This window comes from Acinetobacter sp. YH1901134 (assembly GCF_013416965.1).
Taxonomy (GTDB): domain Bacteria; phylum Pseudomonadota; class Gammaproteobacteria; order Pseudomonadales; family Moraxellaceae; genus Acinetobacter; species Acinetobacter amyesii.
Map to the genome: position 1 here is coordinate 64,483 of NZ_VPEW01000013.1, position 16,700 is coordinate 81,182.

A 16,700-nucleotide genomic window follows, 5' to 3' on the forward strand; every position below is an offset into this window, starting at 1 on the left:
TTATTGTAAAACGCGTCAGTCAACGGGCTGATAAATTTGGAAGACAACTTGCATGAGCGATAAGCAAACTCCTGAAAATGCAGTGGATTATAAAGCCACGCTAAACCTCCCAGGTACTGAATTTGCGATGAAAGCAAATCTCGCAGTACGTGAAGCGAAATGGTTAGAAGAGTGGTATGCCGACAACATTTATCAGCAGATTCGTGCATCGCGTATTGGCAAGAAAAAATATGTGCTTCATGATGGCCCTCCATACGCAAATGGCCAAATTCACTTAGGCCATGCGGTGAATAAAGTCCTCAAAGACATCATCATCAAAAGCCGTGTAATGGACGGTTTTGACGCACCGTATGTACCAGGCTGGGACTGTCACGGTCTTCCAATCGAACTGAAAGTTGAAGAAAAAGTCGGTAAAGTCGGCGTAAAAGTAGATGCCTCAACTTTCCGTAAAGCCTGCCGTGAATATGCTTACACCCAAGTCGAATTACAGAAAAAAGACTTCGTGCGTATGGGCGTATTTGGTGATTGGGACAATCCTTACCTCACCATGAACTTCAAACAAGAAGCCGACATCGTTCGTTCGCTCGGTGAAATTGCTAAAGCAGGCCATATTGAGCCGGGTCTTAAACCAGTCAACTGGTGTTTGGACTGTGGTTCTGCCTTAGCTGAAGCTGAAGTAGAATACGAAGACAAAAAATCAGATGCGATTGACGTTGGTTTTAACGTTGTTGATTTGGCTGATTTATCTGCACGCCTAGGTGTTACAGTTAGCGATTCTACAGATATCGTAATCTGGACAACCACGCCTTGGACTATGCCTGCCAACCAAGCGGTTGCTCTACATGCTGAGCTTGAATACCAATTGGTGAAAGCAACTGGCGAAGACAAAGCAGCGCAAAACTTCATCCTTGCAAAATCATTAGTTGAATCTGCAACGCAGCGTTATGGCTTTAACGCAGTTGAAGTGATTGCTGAGTTTGCTGGTGCAAAACTTGAAAACCTAGTACTACAACATCCGTTAATTGCTGAACGCCAAGTACCAGTAATCTTAGGTGAGCATGTCACAGACGGCAGTGGTACAGGTGCTGTACATACCGCGCCAGGCCATGGTGTGGACGACTATAAAGTTGGCTTACAGTACAACCTAAAAGTCGACAATCCAGTTGGCGGCAACGGTGTGTATTTACCAACTGCGCCAATTTTTGCAGGCGAACACATCTACAAAGCTAATCCAAAAATCATTGCTGCTTTAACCGAAGCAGGCAAACTTTGGGCACATGTGGTGATCAAACATAGCTATCCACATTGCTGGCGCCATAAAACACCGATTATCTTCCGTGCAACACCGCAATGGTTCATCAGCATGGATGCAAAAGGTTTACGCCAAGGTGCATTGAACGCGATTGAAAATGACATCAGCTTCGTACCGGATTGGGGTAAAAACCGTATCCAATCGATGATTGAAGGTCGTCCAGACTGGTGTATCTCACGTCAACGTACATGGGGCGTGCCAATTCCATTCTTCGTGCATAAAGACACCAACGAACTTCACCCGCGTACGCCTGAGCTGATCGAAGAAGTGGCGAAGCTGATTGAACAAGAAGGTATTGACGGCTGGTATAACCGTGATGCGTCTGAGTTTATCGGTGCAGATGCAGAGCAATACAATGCAGTTCGTGACACTCTAGACGTTTGGTTTGACTCTGGAACAACACACTTTGCAGTACTCCGTGAACGTGAAGAATTGCAAGACCCTGCTGACTTGTACCTTGAAGGTTCTGACCAACATCGCGGCTGGTTCCAATCTTCATTGTTGACGTCTATGGCGATTAATAACCGCGCACCTTACAAAGGCTTATTGACTCACGGCTTCGTAGTGGATGAAAAAGGCCGCAAAATGTCGAAGTCGATCGGTAACGTGATCACTCCACAAGACATCATCAAAGACATGGGTGCAGATGGCCTACGTTTCTGGATCGCGTCTGCAGACTACCGTTATGAAATGACTGCGGGTAAAGAAATCTTTAGCCGTGCATCAGATGGTTACCGCCGTATCCGTAACACGCTGCGTTTCTTGTTGGCTAACTTGAATGGCTTCAAACCATCGACGGATGCCTTGCCTGTTGATCAATTGATCGCGCTTGATCAATACATCCTGCAACGTGCGGCGGAAGTACAAAAAACCATTCAACAAGCCTATGAAGATATGAACTTCCATATCGTGACCAGCGCATTGACCAACTTCTGTATTAATGACTTGGGTGGTTTCTACCTCGACATCATCAAAGACCGTCAGTACACCACCAAAGCCGACTCTGCGGCGCGTCATTCTGCACAAACTGCGTTGTATCACTTGGTTCAAGCCTTTGTCCGTTGGATGTCTCCTATCTTGAGCTTTACCGCACAAGAAGCTTGGCCACTGATTCCTGAGCAATCTGAGAAATATGTATTTACTGCGGAGTGGTATGACATTCCTGTAGCCTCTACAGCAAATTTAGTGACTGAAGCTGAATGGCAAACCTTGATCACCGTTAAATCTGCAGTGAACAAGTTTATTGAAGCTGCACGTACTGCAAAAACTGTGGGTTCAAACTTGTCTGCCAAAGTTGAACTTTGGGCCAATGCTGAGCTGAAAGCTGTTTTAGACAAATTCGGTGAAGAACTGCGTTTTGTCCTCATCACTTCTCAAGTGATTGTCAATGAGTTTGATGCAGCGCAAGGTGAAGCCTCTGACCTTGACGGTTTAAATGTCAAAGTCTCTGCGGCTGATGGTGAAAAATGTGCACGCTGCTGGCATGTACTGCCAGATGTGAATACACATCACGAACATCCAGGTCTTTGTTCTCGTTGTATTATTAACCTTCCTACAGGTCAAGGCGAAGAGAGAAAATATGCCTAATCCACAAGAAAAAAAGGGCTTCTTTCAATTCTACCCACACAATTTAGTGTGGGTGGGCTTATCCATTGTTGCCATTATTTTGGATCAATGGACCAAATGGATTGCAAGTACGCATCTGAACTACGCAGATCCTGTACCTGTCATGCCCTTTTTAAATTGGACATTACTACATAACTATGGTGCTGCCTTTAGTTTCTTGTCCGATGCCGGTGGATGGCAACGTTATTTCTTTACTTCACTCGCAGGACTTGTGTCTGTCATTTTTGTATTTTGGCTCATGCGTATGCCAAAAAATGTGAAAGTCCTTCCGATTGCCATTGCCCTGATTTTAGGTGGCGCAATCGGCAACTTAATTGACCGTGTATCTTTAGGCTATGTGGTGGATTTCATTCACGTGTATTACAACAACAGCCACTTTCCTGCATTTAATATTGCAGACAGTGCCATTACTTTAGGCACGATTCTGCTTCTTATCGATACGTTTTTCTTAGAAAAACACCGAATTCAACGTGCGGAAGCGCAAAATGACTGATTTTATCAATCCTAACGAGGAAACTCGTATTGAAGAAGGTTCTAAAGTAGACCTTCACTTTTCTGTTGCTATTGAAAATGGCGTAGAAATTGACAATACCCGTAGCCGTGCTGAACCTGTCAGCCTTGTCATGGGTGATGGCAGCTTATTACCGGGTTTTGAGAAAGCTTTATTCGGTTTACGTGCAGGTGACCGTCGTACCGTGAGCCTTCCTCCAGAAGATGCATTTGGTCCATGGAACCCTGAAAACGTACAAAAATTCGATACCGTCAAATTTGAGCAACGTCCTGTCGAAGGCCATATGATTGAGTTTGAAGATAAAGCCAAACAAAGTCTGTATGGGGTGATCAAAACCGTCGGTGAAGACATTACCGAAGTGGATTTCAACCATCCTCTAGCTGGTAAAAATATCACCTTTGAAGTTGAAATTTTCAAAGTGACCCCTGCCGGTCAACAAGGCGTGAAACTGATCTAAGTTTCAGCAAATACAAAGCTCCTTCGGGAGCTTTTTTTATCACTATTTTTATAACTATCAATCGACTCGATACATTTTCTGTATATGCAACGGACCGTTTTCATATTAATTTAATGCAAGACTTTAAAACAAGACAGGAAATACGATGAAACTTCATATTATTGTCGGCAGTGTCCGCGAAGGCCGTACGGCAATTAAGATTGCCAACTGGCTACTTTCAGAAATCGAAAGCTATGACTACAGTACCGTAGAAACTGAAATTGTCGATTTAAAAGAATGGGATCTGCCTATTTTTGCAGGCGCACATCCACCATTAACCGGGATTTATGACCAACCCAAACAACAAGCATGGGCAGATAAAATCGCACAAGGTGACGCATTTATTTTCATTAGCCCTGAATATAACCACGGCTACAGCCCTGCGCTCAAAAATGCATTGGATTACCTCGGTAAAGAATGGGCCGGAAAACCTGCGGCATACGTTAGCTATGGTGGCACCAATGGTTCACGTTCGATCGATCAGATTCGTCAGGTGGCAACCCAATTGGGCTTAATTGACAGTAATGCTGTGGTTGAGATTCGCGATATTTTCGCACGTAACCGTGCTGAAACCTTTGAAGGTAATGAGTTTGATAACAAAGCTCTAAAATCTGTGTTTGATAAATTGGTGCAGTATGTCAGTGCTTAACTCATGTCATGCGTTCGATGTAAGAAAATGCTTACTGCAGATGGCGTCCTTGACCACTATGCTAATTGAAGCACCTTATTTATAGTTAAACCATACAGAGACAGGAAGTTTCTAGAATAAAAAGAATGGAACATGCAGGAAGCGATTGATTTGACAGGAGTTGAATCTTAGCAATATACGAAAAAGCCCCAACAGGACGTTGGGGCTTTTTCATTTCGTTCTGTATGCTTAATCATAATGAAGCCCACCTAGGTAGGCTCCTTCTAATCATTGCGATATAGAATATTATCTTGCTTTCGACACATCCACAATTAATCGTGTTGCCAAATACAAACGCGGAATAATACTGTCTTTTAAAATATATTCTGCATTGCTTGAGTGAGCCCCATCTCCTGATAATCCCATTCCCTCAATTACAGCAGCTTTCGACTTTACTCCAGCAAAAGCAGCATCAGTACCGCCTCCTGTTGGAGTCAAAGAAACAGTCAATGGAATGTTTAACTCATTTTTATAGATGTCTTGCGCTTTTTCAGCCAACTTTTTAGAGGCATCATTTACAGCCAACGGTGGACGGCGGACTTCAAATTTCACACTGACTTGGCTATCTGATAACTTTTTATTTTTGATTTTCTCATTTAACGTTTTTTCCACGGCCTCAAAGTCTTGGACACGTAGTGCTCTGACATCCGCCTGTGCAGCAGCATGTTCTGGAATGACATTGCGTGTTTTACCCGCTTCCGCCACAGTCCAATTCAGCTTTAACCCAGTGTTAGGATCAGATAGATTTTGCATTTGTGCAATTTGGTGAGAGAGCTCAGTGAGTGCATTCACCCCTGCCTCAGGTTTCACACCGGCATGTGAAGATTTTCCTTTAATTTCTAAATAGGCTGCGCCAATGCCACTGGTTGCCAGACGTAAGTTACCATCTTTACCGCCCCCTTCAAAAGACAACACCACATCCTGATCTTGTGCTGTTTCTGTAATCAACTTACGTGAGGCAGGTGAGCTGATTTCCTCATCTGAATTCATCAAAACAGTGATCGTGCCATAGTCTTTATAATTCAATTTTTTAAGGGTATTCAAAACATGCAAAATTGCAGCTACCCCTTGTTTATCATCAATGATACCTAAGCCATAGACCTGATTACCGTCAATTTTAAACGGTTGGTTTTTAAGCATTCCCCGTTCATAAACCGTATCCATATGCGCGATCATCATGATTTTACTTTTACCTTGACCTTTCAATACCCCTTTAACTATTGGTCCCATTTTCTCAGGTGTATCGTCCATGCGATAAATATCTGTACTTTCGATCACACTCACTTCAGCACCGACATTCTTCAACTGATCTGCCACCACTTTGGCCATTTGATTCAGGCCTTCAAGATCCTTACTGCCGGATTCAATATTGACCAAGGTTTTCAAGGTCTCTAAATAACTTTGCTTTTGACTTTCCGCAATTTGCATAATCTCTTGTGGAGATACTGCCCAACTTGCTGAAGCACTAAGCGCAATGACGCAGCCTAATGCGAGCTGAAGTTTTGATGTCGTCCGTTGTTGTGTAAGTGTTCTTAGCATCGATCTTATTCCCTGTATATTTTTCATTATGAATTTTTAATGTCTGATAAATTAGTTCACCATTCAACCAATTAATCGCAAAAATATGTAACACCGCTGATGAAGATTTTAATCTCATCAAAACCAGCTTCCCGCTGTTTTAAAACAGGTTTAGATCGATTTGGGTCAATAGTTCTATCGGTCGATAGCCTTAATGCTGTGCAATACATTGACGCGACGGACAAAATGATAATTTAGGTGTTGTAAGTTTTGGCTTACATCAGATGCGGATAATAGACACTATTCACGTTATTGGATTACTTTTATATTAAGGTCATACAGCGACAGGATGTCACTGAACATAAAACAACAATGATAAGACAATGAGCAGGAAGCTTAACGGTAGGACAGGAGTTATACCGCTAGAATGAATCCGAAAAAGCCTCGACAGGATGTCGAGGCTTTTTTCATTTCAAATGCTACACAAGAATAGCTCTAACATGAGCCACAACCGAACTCAAGGCCATGGCTCAATGGGTCTCACCCAATTGGATACGATTACTTTTTAGAACTCTCCACAATTAAGCGGGTCACCAAGTACAAACGCGGCACGATAGAATCCGTCAAAATATATTCTGCTTTATCTGAATGTAATCCATCTCCAGACATGCCGATTCCTTCTATGATCGCGGCTTTCGAACTAACACCTGCAAAAGCGGCATCGGTACCACCACCCCAAGCGGTCGTTTCAACTTTCATCGGCAGCTTTAATTCTTTTGTGTAAATCTGCTGGGCTGTCGCGGCTAATTTTTTGGCTTGTGGACTAGCTTCTAAAGGTGGACGACGGACTTCAAATTTGACTTCGACCTGACTTTCCGCTAATTTTTTGGTTTTGACTTTTTGCTTCAAGGTTTTTTCCAACTCAGCAAAATCTTGTGGTTTTAAAGAACGAGCATCTGCCTGCGCTGTCGCATGGTCAGGAATCACATTTCGGGTTTTTCCAGCCGTCGCAACAGTCCAATTCAGCTTTAAACCCGTTTTCGGATTGGATAGATTTTCCAATTGTTGAATCTGAAAAGCCAGTTCTGTCAAGGCATTGACCCCTGCTTCAGGTTTTACCCCCGCATGCGAACCCCGCCCTTTAATATCTAAATAAGCCGCACCAATCCCACTGGTGGCTAACATCAAGCTTCCGTCTATACCACCGGTTTCAAAGGAGAGGACAACGTCCTGATTTTGAGCGATATCCATAATCAACTGGCGCGAGCCGGGTGAACTGATTTCTTCATCTGAATTAATTAACACCGTAATGGTGCCGTAATCTTGGTACTTCAGCTGTTTCAGCATATCCAAGACATGAATCACTGCAGCAACACCTTGCTTGTCGTCCAAAATACCTAAACCATAGGCTTTATTACCCTCTATGCGAAACGGTTGACCTTGTAATTGGCCCTTTTGATACACCGTATCATTATGTGCCAACAACATAATGTTCGTTTTACCTTTGCCTTTCAGTACCGCTTTTACAATCGGCCCTGTCTGATCTGGCGCACCATCGAGTTTCATGATGTCTTTGGGCTGAATCAGGTTCACCTCAGCCCCTGTGGCTTTTAATTGCTCTGCGACCACCTTGGCAATCTGATTCAATCCCTCAATATCTTTACTGCCAGATTCAATATTGACCAAGTTTTTCAAGGTCTCTAAATAACTTTGCTTTTGACTTTCCGCAATTTGCATAATCTCTTGTGGAGATGCTGCCCAACTTGCTGAAGCACTAAGCGCAATGACGCAGCCTAATGCGAGCTGAAGTTTTGATGTCGTCCGTTGTTGTGTAAGTGTTCTTAGCATCGATCTTATTCCCTGTATATTTTTCATTATGAATTTTTAATGTCTGATAAATTAGTTCACCATTCAACCAATTAATCGCAAAAATATGTAACACCGCTGATGAAGATTTTAATCCCATCAAAACCAGCTTCCCGCTGTTTTAAAACAGGTTTAGATCGATTTGGGTCAATAGTTCTATCGGTCGATAGCCTTAATGCTGTGCAATACATTGACGCGACGGACAGAATGATAATTTAGGTGTTGTAAGTTTTGGCTTACATCAGATGCGGATAATAGACACTATTCACGTTATTGGATTACTTTTATATTAAGGTCATACAGCGACAGGATGTCACTGAACATAAAACAACAATGATAAGACAATGAGCAGGAAGCTTAACGGTAGGACAGGAGTTATACCGCTAGAATGAATCCGAAAAAGCCCCGACAGGATGTCGGGGCTTTTTCGTTTAGGCTTCATGAAAGCAACAATCCATGTATTTGCACAGACTAAACATCCACCTGAAAACCTAAATCAACATCACAGGCGGCTTGACCACCTCGAATCCCCCAATTTTCTAGAGGGCTTTCACGTAAGGTAATGATGATATGGTCTGCTGGAATACCAAATTCCACCAAATTTTGCACCAGTAATTGATATAACTTACGCTTGGTTGCTAAGGTTCGTCCCGCAAAACAATCAATGGTGATATGCGTAAAGCGCTCAGGCTGCGTCAAATGATCAAACACCTGAAACCGATGTGGCGCATGCACTTGCAAACGTATATTGCGGTCATATCGAGGCAATTGAAAACTCTGTTGTATGGCGTCAAAGACAGCATTTATCAGCTGTTGCTCTTGTTCTATGCTGTATTGCATCCGTATATCGATTTGTGTTGCAGGCATGCGCGAAACTCATTGTTGTTATTTAGATCACTACACTAGCAGGATTTAGCGACGTTCTGCTGTAGGCATTTACCTACAGCACTTGCAGTATTTACGCCTGTAGCCTCAACAGCAACGCGCCTATAGTAAGAACATACAGAGACAGGATGTCTTGCAATAAAAATAAATAATGCACATGCAGCAGGAACGCTGATCGGTATGACAGGAGTCATATCTTTAGAATGAATCTAAAAAGCCCTCGATAGGGTGTCGAGGGCTTTTTTCATGTCGTCATTCATTCAACGATCGCGCTCTATTCGTCGAAAAATCGCAATTTATCAACAATACTTACATCGCAACAGTAAAACTGTACTTATAATCGGCAGAGAATTTAGACAGAATAACGGCTGCGAGTTCAGCAGCTCGAACTGTCAGCGCTTAGGGATTAGGCGACAACAATAAAAATTGAATTAAAAAATTAGAGAATGACCTATGCAATTGCAACAGCAACAACTGAATAGTTTTACCCGCATTTTTCATGCCGCTCCAGAACACAATAGCCCGCAAGATCTTGCACAATATATTGGCGCGCATCGACAAGAGCTTTTACAACATATCCATGAAAATGGCATCTTACTGTTTCGTGGTTTTAACATCGAACAACCCGAACAATTTAACCAACTGATTGAACAATATTTTCAGTTTACCCCATGGAATGCATTTAACCCCAATATGCCCAGCTGGGTTGCATCATGGATGCGAAAATACAGCGAGAAATTGCTCGGCGCTGGCGACTACCGTCGTTATATCGATCGCAACACAGTGCAATTAGGTCCAGTCGAAAACTCGGTACAAGGCCCGCATGTAGAAGGCGGAGTGCGCTCAGAACGCTCGCGTTACATCGCCTTATTTTGTCAGGAACCATCGACGTATTTAGCAGAAACAGGATTTAATAACTTAGAGCAAATTTGGGAGAATTTTCCGAAACATCTACAGGAAAAATATCTCGGCGCATGGAACCATTTTTCTTATGTCTCGGCGCGCGAGGTGGGATTATTTGATCGGTTATTGCTGAAAAAGAGCCCGTTTAGTTTAGAGATTCGACAAGATAAAAAAGCCAAACTGACCTTACAGCGTTCGCCACTGGTGATTCATCACCCCGATACGAAAAAGCATGTCATTCAGCCGTGGGCTTTTGCCAATAATACCAATCCATTTGCCCATCAGGCCGCGAAAAATTGCTTTGAAAATCGAGGGGACATTGAAATTGATTCGACGGCGGATGGCATGCAACTGACTTGGGAAATTTACACGCCAGAAGGTCAACAAATTGAATGGAGCGATGCGGAAAAGCAGCAATTTTTTGATGCGATGTATAAAAATGCCCTGCTTTTGCAATGGCATAAAGGCGATGTTGCGATCGTTGATAATATTAAAATTGCGCATTGGCGGATGAATGGAGAACAAGGAAATCGTAAGTTGATTCAAATTCAAGCCAATGCCTTTAATGCCGATGAGCACTATGCGGCTTAGCTGATGGATTTAAAACTCGTGCAGGCCTGTATGTGAGAAGCCCCGTAGGGGCTTTTTTTTATTTTTTGAATTTTTTGTTTATTTTTTAGCCACTATTTAGGCTCAATTTTGAATAACCATGCCTTTTCTCCATCTTCAATGCCCCAAATACTGCCGTCTTTGGCTTCAATGAGTCCTCGAATACGCTGTGGCATGGCAATTCGTTGTATTTCTTGGACAGGTTTAAGCTCTGTATCAACAATCACAATCGCTTCTGAAGATAAGCCACCAATCAGCGCTTTATTTTTCCACAAGGGGAACTTTTGCCCTTGGTAAAACATCAAACTTGACGGTGAAATCACCGGTGTCCAGCTGATGGCAGGCGCTTCAAATTCAGGCCGTGTATTATGATCTGGAATCGGCTGATCATCGTAATGATCACCATTTGAAACGATTGGATAGCCATAGTTTTTGGCACGCTGCACGAGATTTAACTCATCACCGCCTTTCGGGCCCATCTCGGCCACCCAAAGCTGCTGTTTTGCATCAAATGCCATGCCTAAAGGGTTACGGTGCCCGAAGCTCCACACTTGCTTTGCAACCTCGCCTTGGGTCTGAAATGGATTATCCGCAGCAGGTGTTCCATCACTATTTAAGCGCAGTACTTTACCCAAATTTGACTGCAGATCTTGTGCAGGATCAAACTTCTGACGTTCGCCCGAACTCACCCATAATTTTCCATCTGTACCAAACTGCATTCGGTGTGAATAATGGCCTTGACCTTCTGCTTTTGGAATTTGTCTCCAAATGATTTTCCGCTGTTTTAAACTTGGTGCAGCTTCATTGAGGTTTAATGTGGCTTTTTCGATGATAGCGCCATAACCGCCTTTTCCAGCCTCGGCATAACTGAGGTAAATAAGACCGTTTTGGCTAAATTGCGGATCAAGCACAATATCGCCTAAGCCACCTTGACCGCCATAAGCCACTTTTGGTGGGTTCTGAACTGTGATCTTCTGTTGAGTCTCGGGATTAAAAATGACAATCTGACCTTTTTTCTCCGTCAATAAAAAACGTCCATCTGGGAGTTGTTGAAACGCCCAAGGCTCATTAAATTGAGCGATTTTTTGTATTTTAAAGCGTTGTTCTTGCTGGATTTGTGCCGAATTTTGAGCTTGGTTTGATGTTTGATTCTGCGCTGTAGATGCGGTGTTTTCCGCATGGCATGCGGCTGTCATCAAGATACCGACGATGAGGCTAGGCGTTCGAAAATATTGTAAGCATTGTTTCATTTACTGTTCCCTTCCCTTTTATAATCATTTGATTCTAATCAATTAATCAGATGATTTTTCTTTGGAAAGGTAACAGAATAATTTTGTACGTTTTGGCTTACATGACATGCAGAAAATTGCTGCTATTCAATTTATTCAAACAGGCCTAATCTACAGTTATCAGGAAACAGGAAGTTTCCGAAACATAAAACAATAACAATAAGTTTCTGCATCAGGACGTGAGATATGACATGGAGTTGTATCTAAAATACGAAATACGAAGAAAACCCCAACAGGATGTTGGGGTTTTCTTTTTCTAGCTGATTTTTAAAAGTTCGCTCTAATCTAGAACTTTCGCATAACATCTCTGTCAAAACTTCTTACAGTTTCCTGCGAAATTATTACATACCCAAATCCGTCAGCTTGTTAGCGTGGTAGACAATCCTCATTGCAAGGAGTCAATCATGACTTTAAAAGCTTTAGTGATAACGTCAAATGTCGGTGTTGAACATGACGAGCTGATCCAACCATTAAATTATTTAAATGAAAAGGGAATTGAAGCCATTCATGCCGCTATTAAACATGCGGTTGTCCAAACAGTAAAAGCCGAGAAAAAGGTCGAAGCTGAAGTTCAACCCAATGCCCAATTGAGCAACGTAAATGCTGAAGACTATGATGTGTTAGTAATTCCGGGCGGAACTGTCAATGCAGATCATCTACGGATCGATGAAAATGCACTGCGACTTATTCAAAACTTTGCTGACCATCAAAAACCTATTGCTGCAATTTGTCATGGTCCTTGGGCGCTCATTAATGCTGAACGAGTTCGTGATAAAACTCTGACGTCTTATAAAAGTATTCGTTTGGATTTGGAAAATGCGGGTGCACATTGGGTCGATGAGCAGGTGCACCGCTGTAATACGAGTGGTTGGGTGCTCATTACTTCTCGTTGTCCAGATGACTTGCCTGCGTTTAATCAAGCGATTCAGCAGGAGCTTGAGCAACAGCAACAGCAACAGCAACAGCAACAGCAACAGCAACAGCAACAATAATACTAAAATGAAAATACCCGCATATTGCATGCGGGTGTTTTATGAATCAACATTATAAAATATATGGCTTACAAATTTTTTAAGTACGCCACAACATCGTCATGACCTGCCATCTCTGCAAGTTCTAAAGCGGTGTATTGGGTCTTATGCTGTACATTTGCACCTTTCTCTACCAATAGCTTCACTACGTCTAAATAGCCGTTTTCTGCGGCTGCATGCAGTGCGCTATAGCCTTCTTCATCGGCAGTGTTTACATCTGTGCCATTCGCCAAAGATTTTTCGACTTCTGCAAGTTCACCTAAAGATGCCCAGTACACTAGCTCAGGCAGATGTAGTTCTTCATCGTCTTCAGGGATTGGGGAGATAGAATTAAATTGCATGATCATAATACCTATTTGTAATTTCTATAAATATCGCTTGTCAATTAATGACCATGGCAGAATTGGTCATATAAATCAGTTTATTTAACGAATTTTATCAAATCTATTTAAAGCGTAATTCACAGTTTCCTTTGAATTTAATAAATATTTTCCATTTTTATCGCGTTCAATACGAATGGATAATTTAGCCGCTTGTGTAATAGTTCCAGATTCCAGTAAGCGACTGATATCACTATTTGGAAGAATAATATAATTATTTACATAAGATGGACCATTACATGATCGTAATACAAAAATATAGAAAGTAGATGATGCATCCTTTGAATCATAAGATCTCTGATTTATCGTGAATCTATACTGATTATTTGATTCAGATATATTGGCTGTTTTAACCTGTATATGAAAGTATTTATTATCTTTTGCTGCGACAAGATCAATACCATCATCAACAGCCATATATGATGTATTAAATCCAAAAAATAATAATTCAGCCATCACTGCAAATTCACCAGCCTTGCCCGTATACAGTGCATTAACTGTAGGTGGCGGTGGAACAATATCAGGTACAACTTTTTTGATTTTTAATCTGTAAATTCCCCGTCTTGGAGCACCTTTAGAATTTTTTGGTTTTGTGAACTCTGATTTTGTTTTATATTTGTCAATATCCTTTGAAAGTATCGAAGAGATTTTCTTAGATAAAACATCTAGATGCTGCTGAGTATGAGGATATTTCGCTACGATTGCTTCTGCTATTTGATCAACATGCATTTCTTTTCGCGATTCCTTCATTACTTCTTTAATTTGCTCAATAAACTCCATCTCTCCCCCCATAAAATAGTCATAGTTAAGTTTTTATATCTTTTTTAAAAACTTATAAATATAGAATATTAGAAAATATAAAATAATTATTTTATTAGCATTTTAAATAACCCAAAAAAAGCCCCCTTACGGAGGCTTTTCTTTTTAAAGAATCACAACTTAAGCTTTGGCTGTAGATGCCTCTTTAACATCAATTTTATCACTGTCATTTTCATGCGTGATCAATGCAACCGCGATCGCAGTAATCAGTACAGGTAAACCTACCGCCATAAAGTTGAAATGCGCAGGTAAGTTCATACCGAGCAAACCACCAATCAAGATCGGCCCTACAATCGCGCCCATACGACCGATCGCAGAAGACCAACCAATACCCGTCGAACGTACAGCAAGTGGGTAATACTGCGCCACATAGCTGTACAGCAGCATTTGCGAACCAATAGATGCAGCACCTGCCAAGAACACCAAGATGTATAGCAAGAACTGATTAGACTGGAAGCCCATCAAGCTCATCACAATCGCGCCCATCATACCCAAAACCATCAACACAGGTTTTAAATGGAAACGGTCAGCCAAAATACCACCGCCCACAATACCCACAACTGCGCCCACGTTCATGACCATCATGAACATTAAGCTGTTATCCATAGAATAACCGGCTGCCATCATCAGTTTTGGTAACCAGCTGCTTAGCGCATACATGGTCAATAGGCACGTAAAGAACGCCACCCAAAACAGCAATGTATTTACGGCACGACCACGGCGGAACAAGCTCACCACGTTTGCTGCTTCTGGTACATTTTCCTGTGGTAAAGTGAACACTGTATTTTCAGTCACTTTCACTTCAGGTGCTAAGCGCTTCACGATACTGCGGGCTTTTTCCTGTTTGTTTTCTTTCACCATAAATGCCAAAGATTCAGGTAAAAATTTCCAAATCACAGGTAAAAGAAAAAGTGGAATACCCGCAATAAAGAACATGATTTGCCAACCAAAGTCAGGGGTGAACCATGAACCTAAAAGTGCCGCCATCACACCACCGACTGCATAACCACTAAACATGGTCGTTACCAGTGTGCTACGCATCTTCTGCGGCGCGTATTCCGACGTTAAAGCCACAAGGTTAGGCATTACACCGCCAATCCCTAAACCAGCCAAGAAACGCAAAATACCAAATTCTGTTGGATTCGACGCAAAACCACCAGCAAAGGTCAAACCACTAAATAAAACAATACAGATCATAATGACTTTTTTACGGCCAATCTTATCTGCTAAAGAACCAAAGAACATGGCACCAAACATCATACCTGCGAGCGCAGTACTGGCAAGCATCCCCGCTTGCATTGCACTTAAGCCCCAGTCTTGCATGAGTAAAGGTAAAACCACACCATTGATTGCTAGGTCGTAGCCATCAAATAAAATAATCAATAAGCACCAAGCCACAACATTGAAGTGGAACGGGGTAAACTTAGCCTTATCGACTACAGAATTTATGTCTATTTTTTCCGTTGTCATCGTTCTCATCTCCCATGAGTACTTGTCCATAACATTCATTGAATTTTTAAGTAAAATTCAACAGCCACGGAATATACGGAACAGTGTTTTCTAGGGATATTAGACGTATGTTTAATAAATCGAATTACTTATAAGTACATGTTAATTGTATTATTTTTCATGTTTTAGTTTAATTATTAAACATTATCAATATATGATTATTTAACTGATTTTTTTAAATAATAATACCCTTATTTTCAGGCCTAATTCTTCTATTCTTTCATTAAACTTCAGAACGACAGACCATCATTTATTTCTATCTTTAGTTTAGAAAAATTTTAAATGTCTAAAAAACAAACGTAACCATATATATAGAAAAGCTCGTTTGAACACTCTTGATTGTTTTAAATGCATTGATAGCCCTGAGACTAAGCAATCACCTGCTTACAGCGAAATCCACGAGACGCATAATATGACTGCGCGCTATTATGATAGCTAAATACATGATCATAACGTCGATCACAAAACAGTGCCCCGCCCTTTTGCCGCATATCAACTGGCGTCACAATCCAGCTCGAAGTCTTCAAATTAAAATTGAAAACTTTCTGTATCGCACGATATTCTTCTTCTGTCAGCAGCTCAGCACCGATGTCTCGAACCATGTCTATAACGTTATTTTTCGGAGGATGATCCTTCCGATTCTTCAAGGCATCACGGTCATAACATAAGCTTCGTCTAGATTTTGGCGACTCTAAGCTGCAATCATAAAATATCAGGTCATTAGATTGCCGATTCAGCGTCACAATATCTGGCTCACCGCCTGTTATTTCCATTTTGATTAAAATTTTTAGTTTTGAGGACTGTGCTATCAATTGTTTTTTAACTTCATCCCAAAGCAATTCTGGATGACGCTGCATATTTGCCTAAAAGCGTTGCTGCAATATCTCTAAAATAAAGACTTCATCGAGATCTTGGAGCGTATGTATATTCTATTATTTTTATACATTGCAGACTGAATTTCACTATAAAGAATATAAGCTCACCTTGATGTAAATTTTTTGCGCTATTTAGCCTCATTCTTTTTAAATATCTCTCGTTTTCCTATTTTTGTGCTTTAGCTTTTTCTACTTTTATAACGTTCGTTTCCTTTTATCTTTTTCACCACACATAAAAAACACCCCCTGACTAGTGCAGGGGGTGTTTTCGAATAATGAGCTGGCGATGACTTACTCTCACATGGGTAACCCCACACTACCATCAGCGCTAAGAGGTTTCACTTCTGAGTTCGGGAAGGGATCAGGTGGTTCACTCTTGCTAT

Annotated in this window: 14 protein-coding genes, 1 rRNA gene and 1 pseudogene; 6 read left to right on the plus strand and 10 right to left on the minus strand. The window is 41.5% G+C overall.

All coding sequences use genetic code 11. From position 1 onward, the window contains the following. Nucleotides 1–52 precede the first annotated feature (52 nt). From ileS to FTV50_RS13190, 4 genes are all read left to right on the plus strand, one after another. Entirely contained in the window at nucleotides 53–2,899 is a 2,847-nt protein-coding gene (gene ileS, locus FTV50_RS13175) for an isoleucine--tRNA ligase (RefSeq protein WP_180024675.1), read from the plus strand. After that, the gene (lspA, locus tag FTV50_RS13180) at nucleotides 2,892–3,431 is read left to right on the plus strand and encodes a signal peptidase II (protein WP_078190655.1); all 540 of its coding nucleotides are present in this window, start codon (nucleotides 2,892–2,894) and stop codon (nucleotides 3,429–3,431) included. The genes ileS and lspA overlap by 8 nt, the downstream gene beginning before the upstream one ends. Beyond that, nucleotides 3,424–3,906, plus strand: a complete 483-nt coding sequence (locus tag FTV50_RS13185; RefSeq protein WP_078190656.1) for a peptidylprolyl isomerase — start codon at nucleotides 3,424–3,426, stop codon at nucleotides 3,904–3,906. The genes lspA and FTV50_RS13185 overlap by 8 nt, the downstream gene beginning before the upstream one ends. 145 nt (nucleotides 3,907–4,051) lie before the next feature. After that, nucleotides 4,052–4,594, plus strand: coding sequence for an NADPH-dependent FMN reductase (locus FTV50_RS13190; RefSeq protein WP_180024676.1), 543 nt, complete (start codon nucleotides 4,052–4,054; stop codon nucleotides 4,592–4,594). Between the two features lie 285 nt (nucleotides 4,595–4,879). Here FTV50_RS13190 and FTV50_RS13195 read toward each other — a convergent pair whose 3' ends face one another. The 4 genes from FTV50_RS13195 to FTV50_RS13210 all read right to left on the minus strand — a co-directional run bounded on the left by FTV50_RS13195 (nucleotide 4,880) and on the right by FTV50_RS13210 (nucleotide 9,096). Further along, nucleotides 4,880–6,172: a M20/M25/M40 family metallo-hydrolase gene (locus FTV50_RS13195; protein WP_180024677.1), complete on the minus strand. Its 1,293-nt coding sequence runs from the start codon at nucleotides 6,170–6,172 to the stop codon at nucleotides 4,880–4,882. A gap of 537 nt (nucleotides 6,173–6,709) precedes the next feature. Continuing rightward, nucleotides 6,710–7,999 carry a glutamate carboxypeptidase gene (locus tag FTV50_RS13200; protein WP_180024678.1) on the minus strand — a complete coding sequence of 430 codons (1,290 nt, stop codon included), beginning with the start codon at nucleotides 7,997–7,999 and terminating at the stop codon, nucleotides 6,710–6,712. 489 nt (nucleotides 8,000–8,488) lie between these two features. Further along, on the minus strand, nucleotides 8,489–8,884 hold the full coding sequence (locus FTV50_RS13205) for a tautomerase family protein (RefSeq protein ID WP_078194522.1): 396 nt from the start codon (nucleotides 8,882–8,884) through the stop codon (nucleotides 8,489–8,491). A gap of 35 nt (nucleotides 8,885–8,919) precedes the next feature. After that, the gene (locus tag FTV50_RS13210) at nucleotides 8,920–9,096 is read right to left on the minus strand and encodes a hypothetical protein (protein WP_171263829.1); all 177 of its coding nucleotides are present in this window, start codon (nucleotides 9,094–9,096) and stop codon (nucleotides 8,920–8,922) included. Between the two features lie 259 nt (nucleotides 9,097–9,355). Here FTV50_RS13210 and FTV50_RS13215 point away from each other — a divergent pair, with 259 nt between their 5' ends. Then, nucleotides 9,356–10,396, plus strand: a complete 1,041-nt coding sequence (locus FTV50_RS13215) for a TauD/TfdA family dioxygenase (RefSeq protein ID WP_180024679.1) — start codon at nucleotides 9,356–9,358, stop codon at nucleotides 10,394–10,396. A 92-nt stretch (nucleotides 10,397–10,488) separates the two neighbouring features. On the opposite strand, the gene FTV50_RS13220 is transcribed toward FTV50_RS13215, so the two are convergent. Continuing rightward, nucleotides 10,489–11,664, minus strand: coding sequence for a PQQ-dependent sugar dehydrogenase (locus tag FTV50_RS13220; RefSeq protein ID WP_180024680.1), 1,176 nt, complete (start codon nucleotides 11,662–11,664; stop codon nucleotides 10,489–10,491). A 443-nt stretch (nucleotides 11,665–12,107) separates the two neighbouring features. Between FTV50_RS13220 and FTV50_RS13225 the strand changes: the two genes are divergently transcribed. Continuing rightward, nucleotides 12,108–12,695, plus strand: coding sequence for a type 1 glutamine amidotransferase domain-containing protein (locus tag FTV50_RS13225; protein WP_180024681.1), 588 nt, complete (start codon nucleotides 12,108–12,110; stop codon nucleotides 12,693–12,695). 68 nt (nucleotides 12,696–12,763) lie between these two features. Here the strand turns inward: FTV50_RS13225 and FTV50_RS13230 are convergent, their stop codons facing one another. From FTV50_RS13230 to rrf, 5 genes and pseudogenes are all read right to left on the minus strand, one after another. After that, nucleotides 12,764–13,075, minus strand: coding sequence for an ankyrin repeat domain-containing protein (locus FTV50_RS13230; RefSeq protein WP_180024682.1), 312 nt, complete (start codon nucleotides 13,073–13,075; stop codon nucleotides 12,764–12,766). An 84-nt stretch (nucleotides 13,076–13,159) separates the two neighbouring features. After that, on the minus strand, nucleotides 13,160–13,894 hold the full coding sequence (locus tag FTV50_RS13235; RefSeq protein WP_180024683.1) for a group I intron-associated PD-(D/E)XK endonuclease: 735 nt from the start codon (nucleotides 13,892–13,894) through the stop codon (nucleotides 13,160–13,162). Between the two features lie 159 nt (nucleotides 13,895–14,053). Beyond that, entirely contained in the window at nucleotides 14,054–15,403 is a 1,350-nt protein-coding gene (locus tag FTV50_RS13240) for an MFS transporter (protein WP_180024684.1), read from the minus strand. 407 nt (nucleotides 15,404–15,810) lie between these two features. Beyond that, nucleotides 15,811–16,368, minus strand: a pseudogene (locus FTV50_RS13245) (DUF4256 domain-containing protein). 227 nt (nucleotides 16,369–16,595) lie between these two features. Then, nucleotides 16,596–16,700: ribosomal RNA gene (gene rrf, locus FTV50_RS13250) — 5S ribosomal RNA — on the minus strand; the annotation flags it as partial.

Excerpts from the sequence above, each read along its gene's own strand:
- FTV50_RS13220 (WP_180024680.1), bottom strand. The coding sequence starts at position 11,664 with ATGAAACAATGCTTACAATATTTTCGAACGCCTAGCCTCATCGTCGGT.
- FTV50_RS13235 (WP_180024683.1), bottom strand. The coding sequence starts at position 13,894 with ATGGAGTTTATTGAGCAAATTAAAGAAGTAATGAAGGAATCGCGAAAA.
- FTV50_RS13195 (WP_180024677.1), bottom strand. The coding sequence starts at position 6,172 with ATGCTAAGAACACTTACACAACAACGGACGACATCAAAACTTCAGCTC.
- FTV50_RS13210 (WP_171263829.1), bottom strand. The coding sequence starts at position 9,096 with ATGACTCCTGTCATACCGATCAGCGTTCCTGCTGCATGTGCATTATTT.
- lspA (WP_078190655.1), top strand. The coding sequence starts at position 2,892 with ATGCCTAATCCACAAGAAAAAAAGGGCTTCTTTCAATTCTACCCACAC.
- FTV50_RS13205 (WP_078194522.1), bottom strand. The coding sequence starts at position 8,884 with ATGCCTGCAACACAAATCGATATACGGATGCAATACAGCATAGAACAA.
- FTV50_RS13185 (WP_078190656.1), top strand. The coding sequence starts at position 3,424 with ATGACTGATTTTATCAATCCTAACGAGGAAACTCGTATTGAAGAAGGT.
- FTV50_RS13200 (WP_180024678.1), bottom strand. The coding sequence starts at position 7,999 with ATGCTAAGAACACTTACACAACAACGGACGACATCAAAACTTCAGCTC.
- FTV50_RS13190 (WP_180024676.1), top strand. The coding sequence starts at position 4,052 with ATGAAACTTCATATTATTGTCGGCAGTGTCCGCGAAGGCCGTACGGCA.
- FTV50_RS13225 (WP_180024681.1), top strand. The coding sequence starts at position 12,108 with ATGACTTTAAAAGCTTTAGTGATAACGTCAAATGTCGGTGTTGAACAT.
- ileS (WP_180024675.1), top strand. The coding sequence starts at position 53 with ATGAGCGATAAGCAAACTCCTGAAAATGCAGTGGATTATAAAGCCACG.
- FTV50_RS13240 (WP_180024684.1), bottom strand. The coding sequence starts at position 15,403 with ATGACAACGGAAAAAATAGACATAAATTCTGTAGTCGATAAGGCTAAG.
- FTV50_RS13230 (WP_180024682.1), bottom strand. The coding sequence starts at position 13,075 with ATGCAATTTAATTCTATCTCCCCAATCCCTGAAGACGATGAAGAACTA.
- FTV50_RS13215 (WP_180024679.1), top strand. The coding sequence starts at position 9,356 with ATGCAATTGCAACAGCAACAACTGAATAGTTTTACCCGCATTTTTCAT.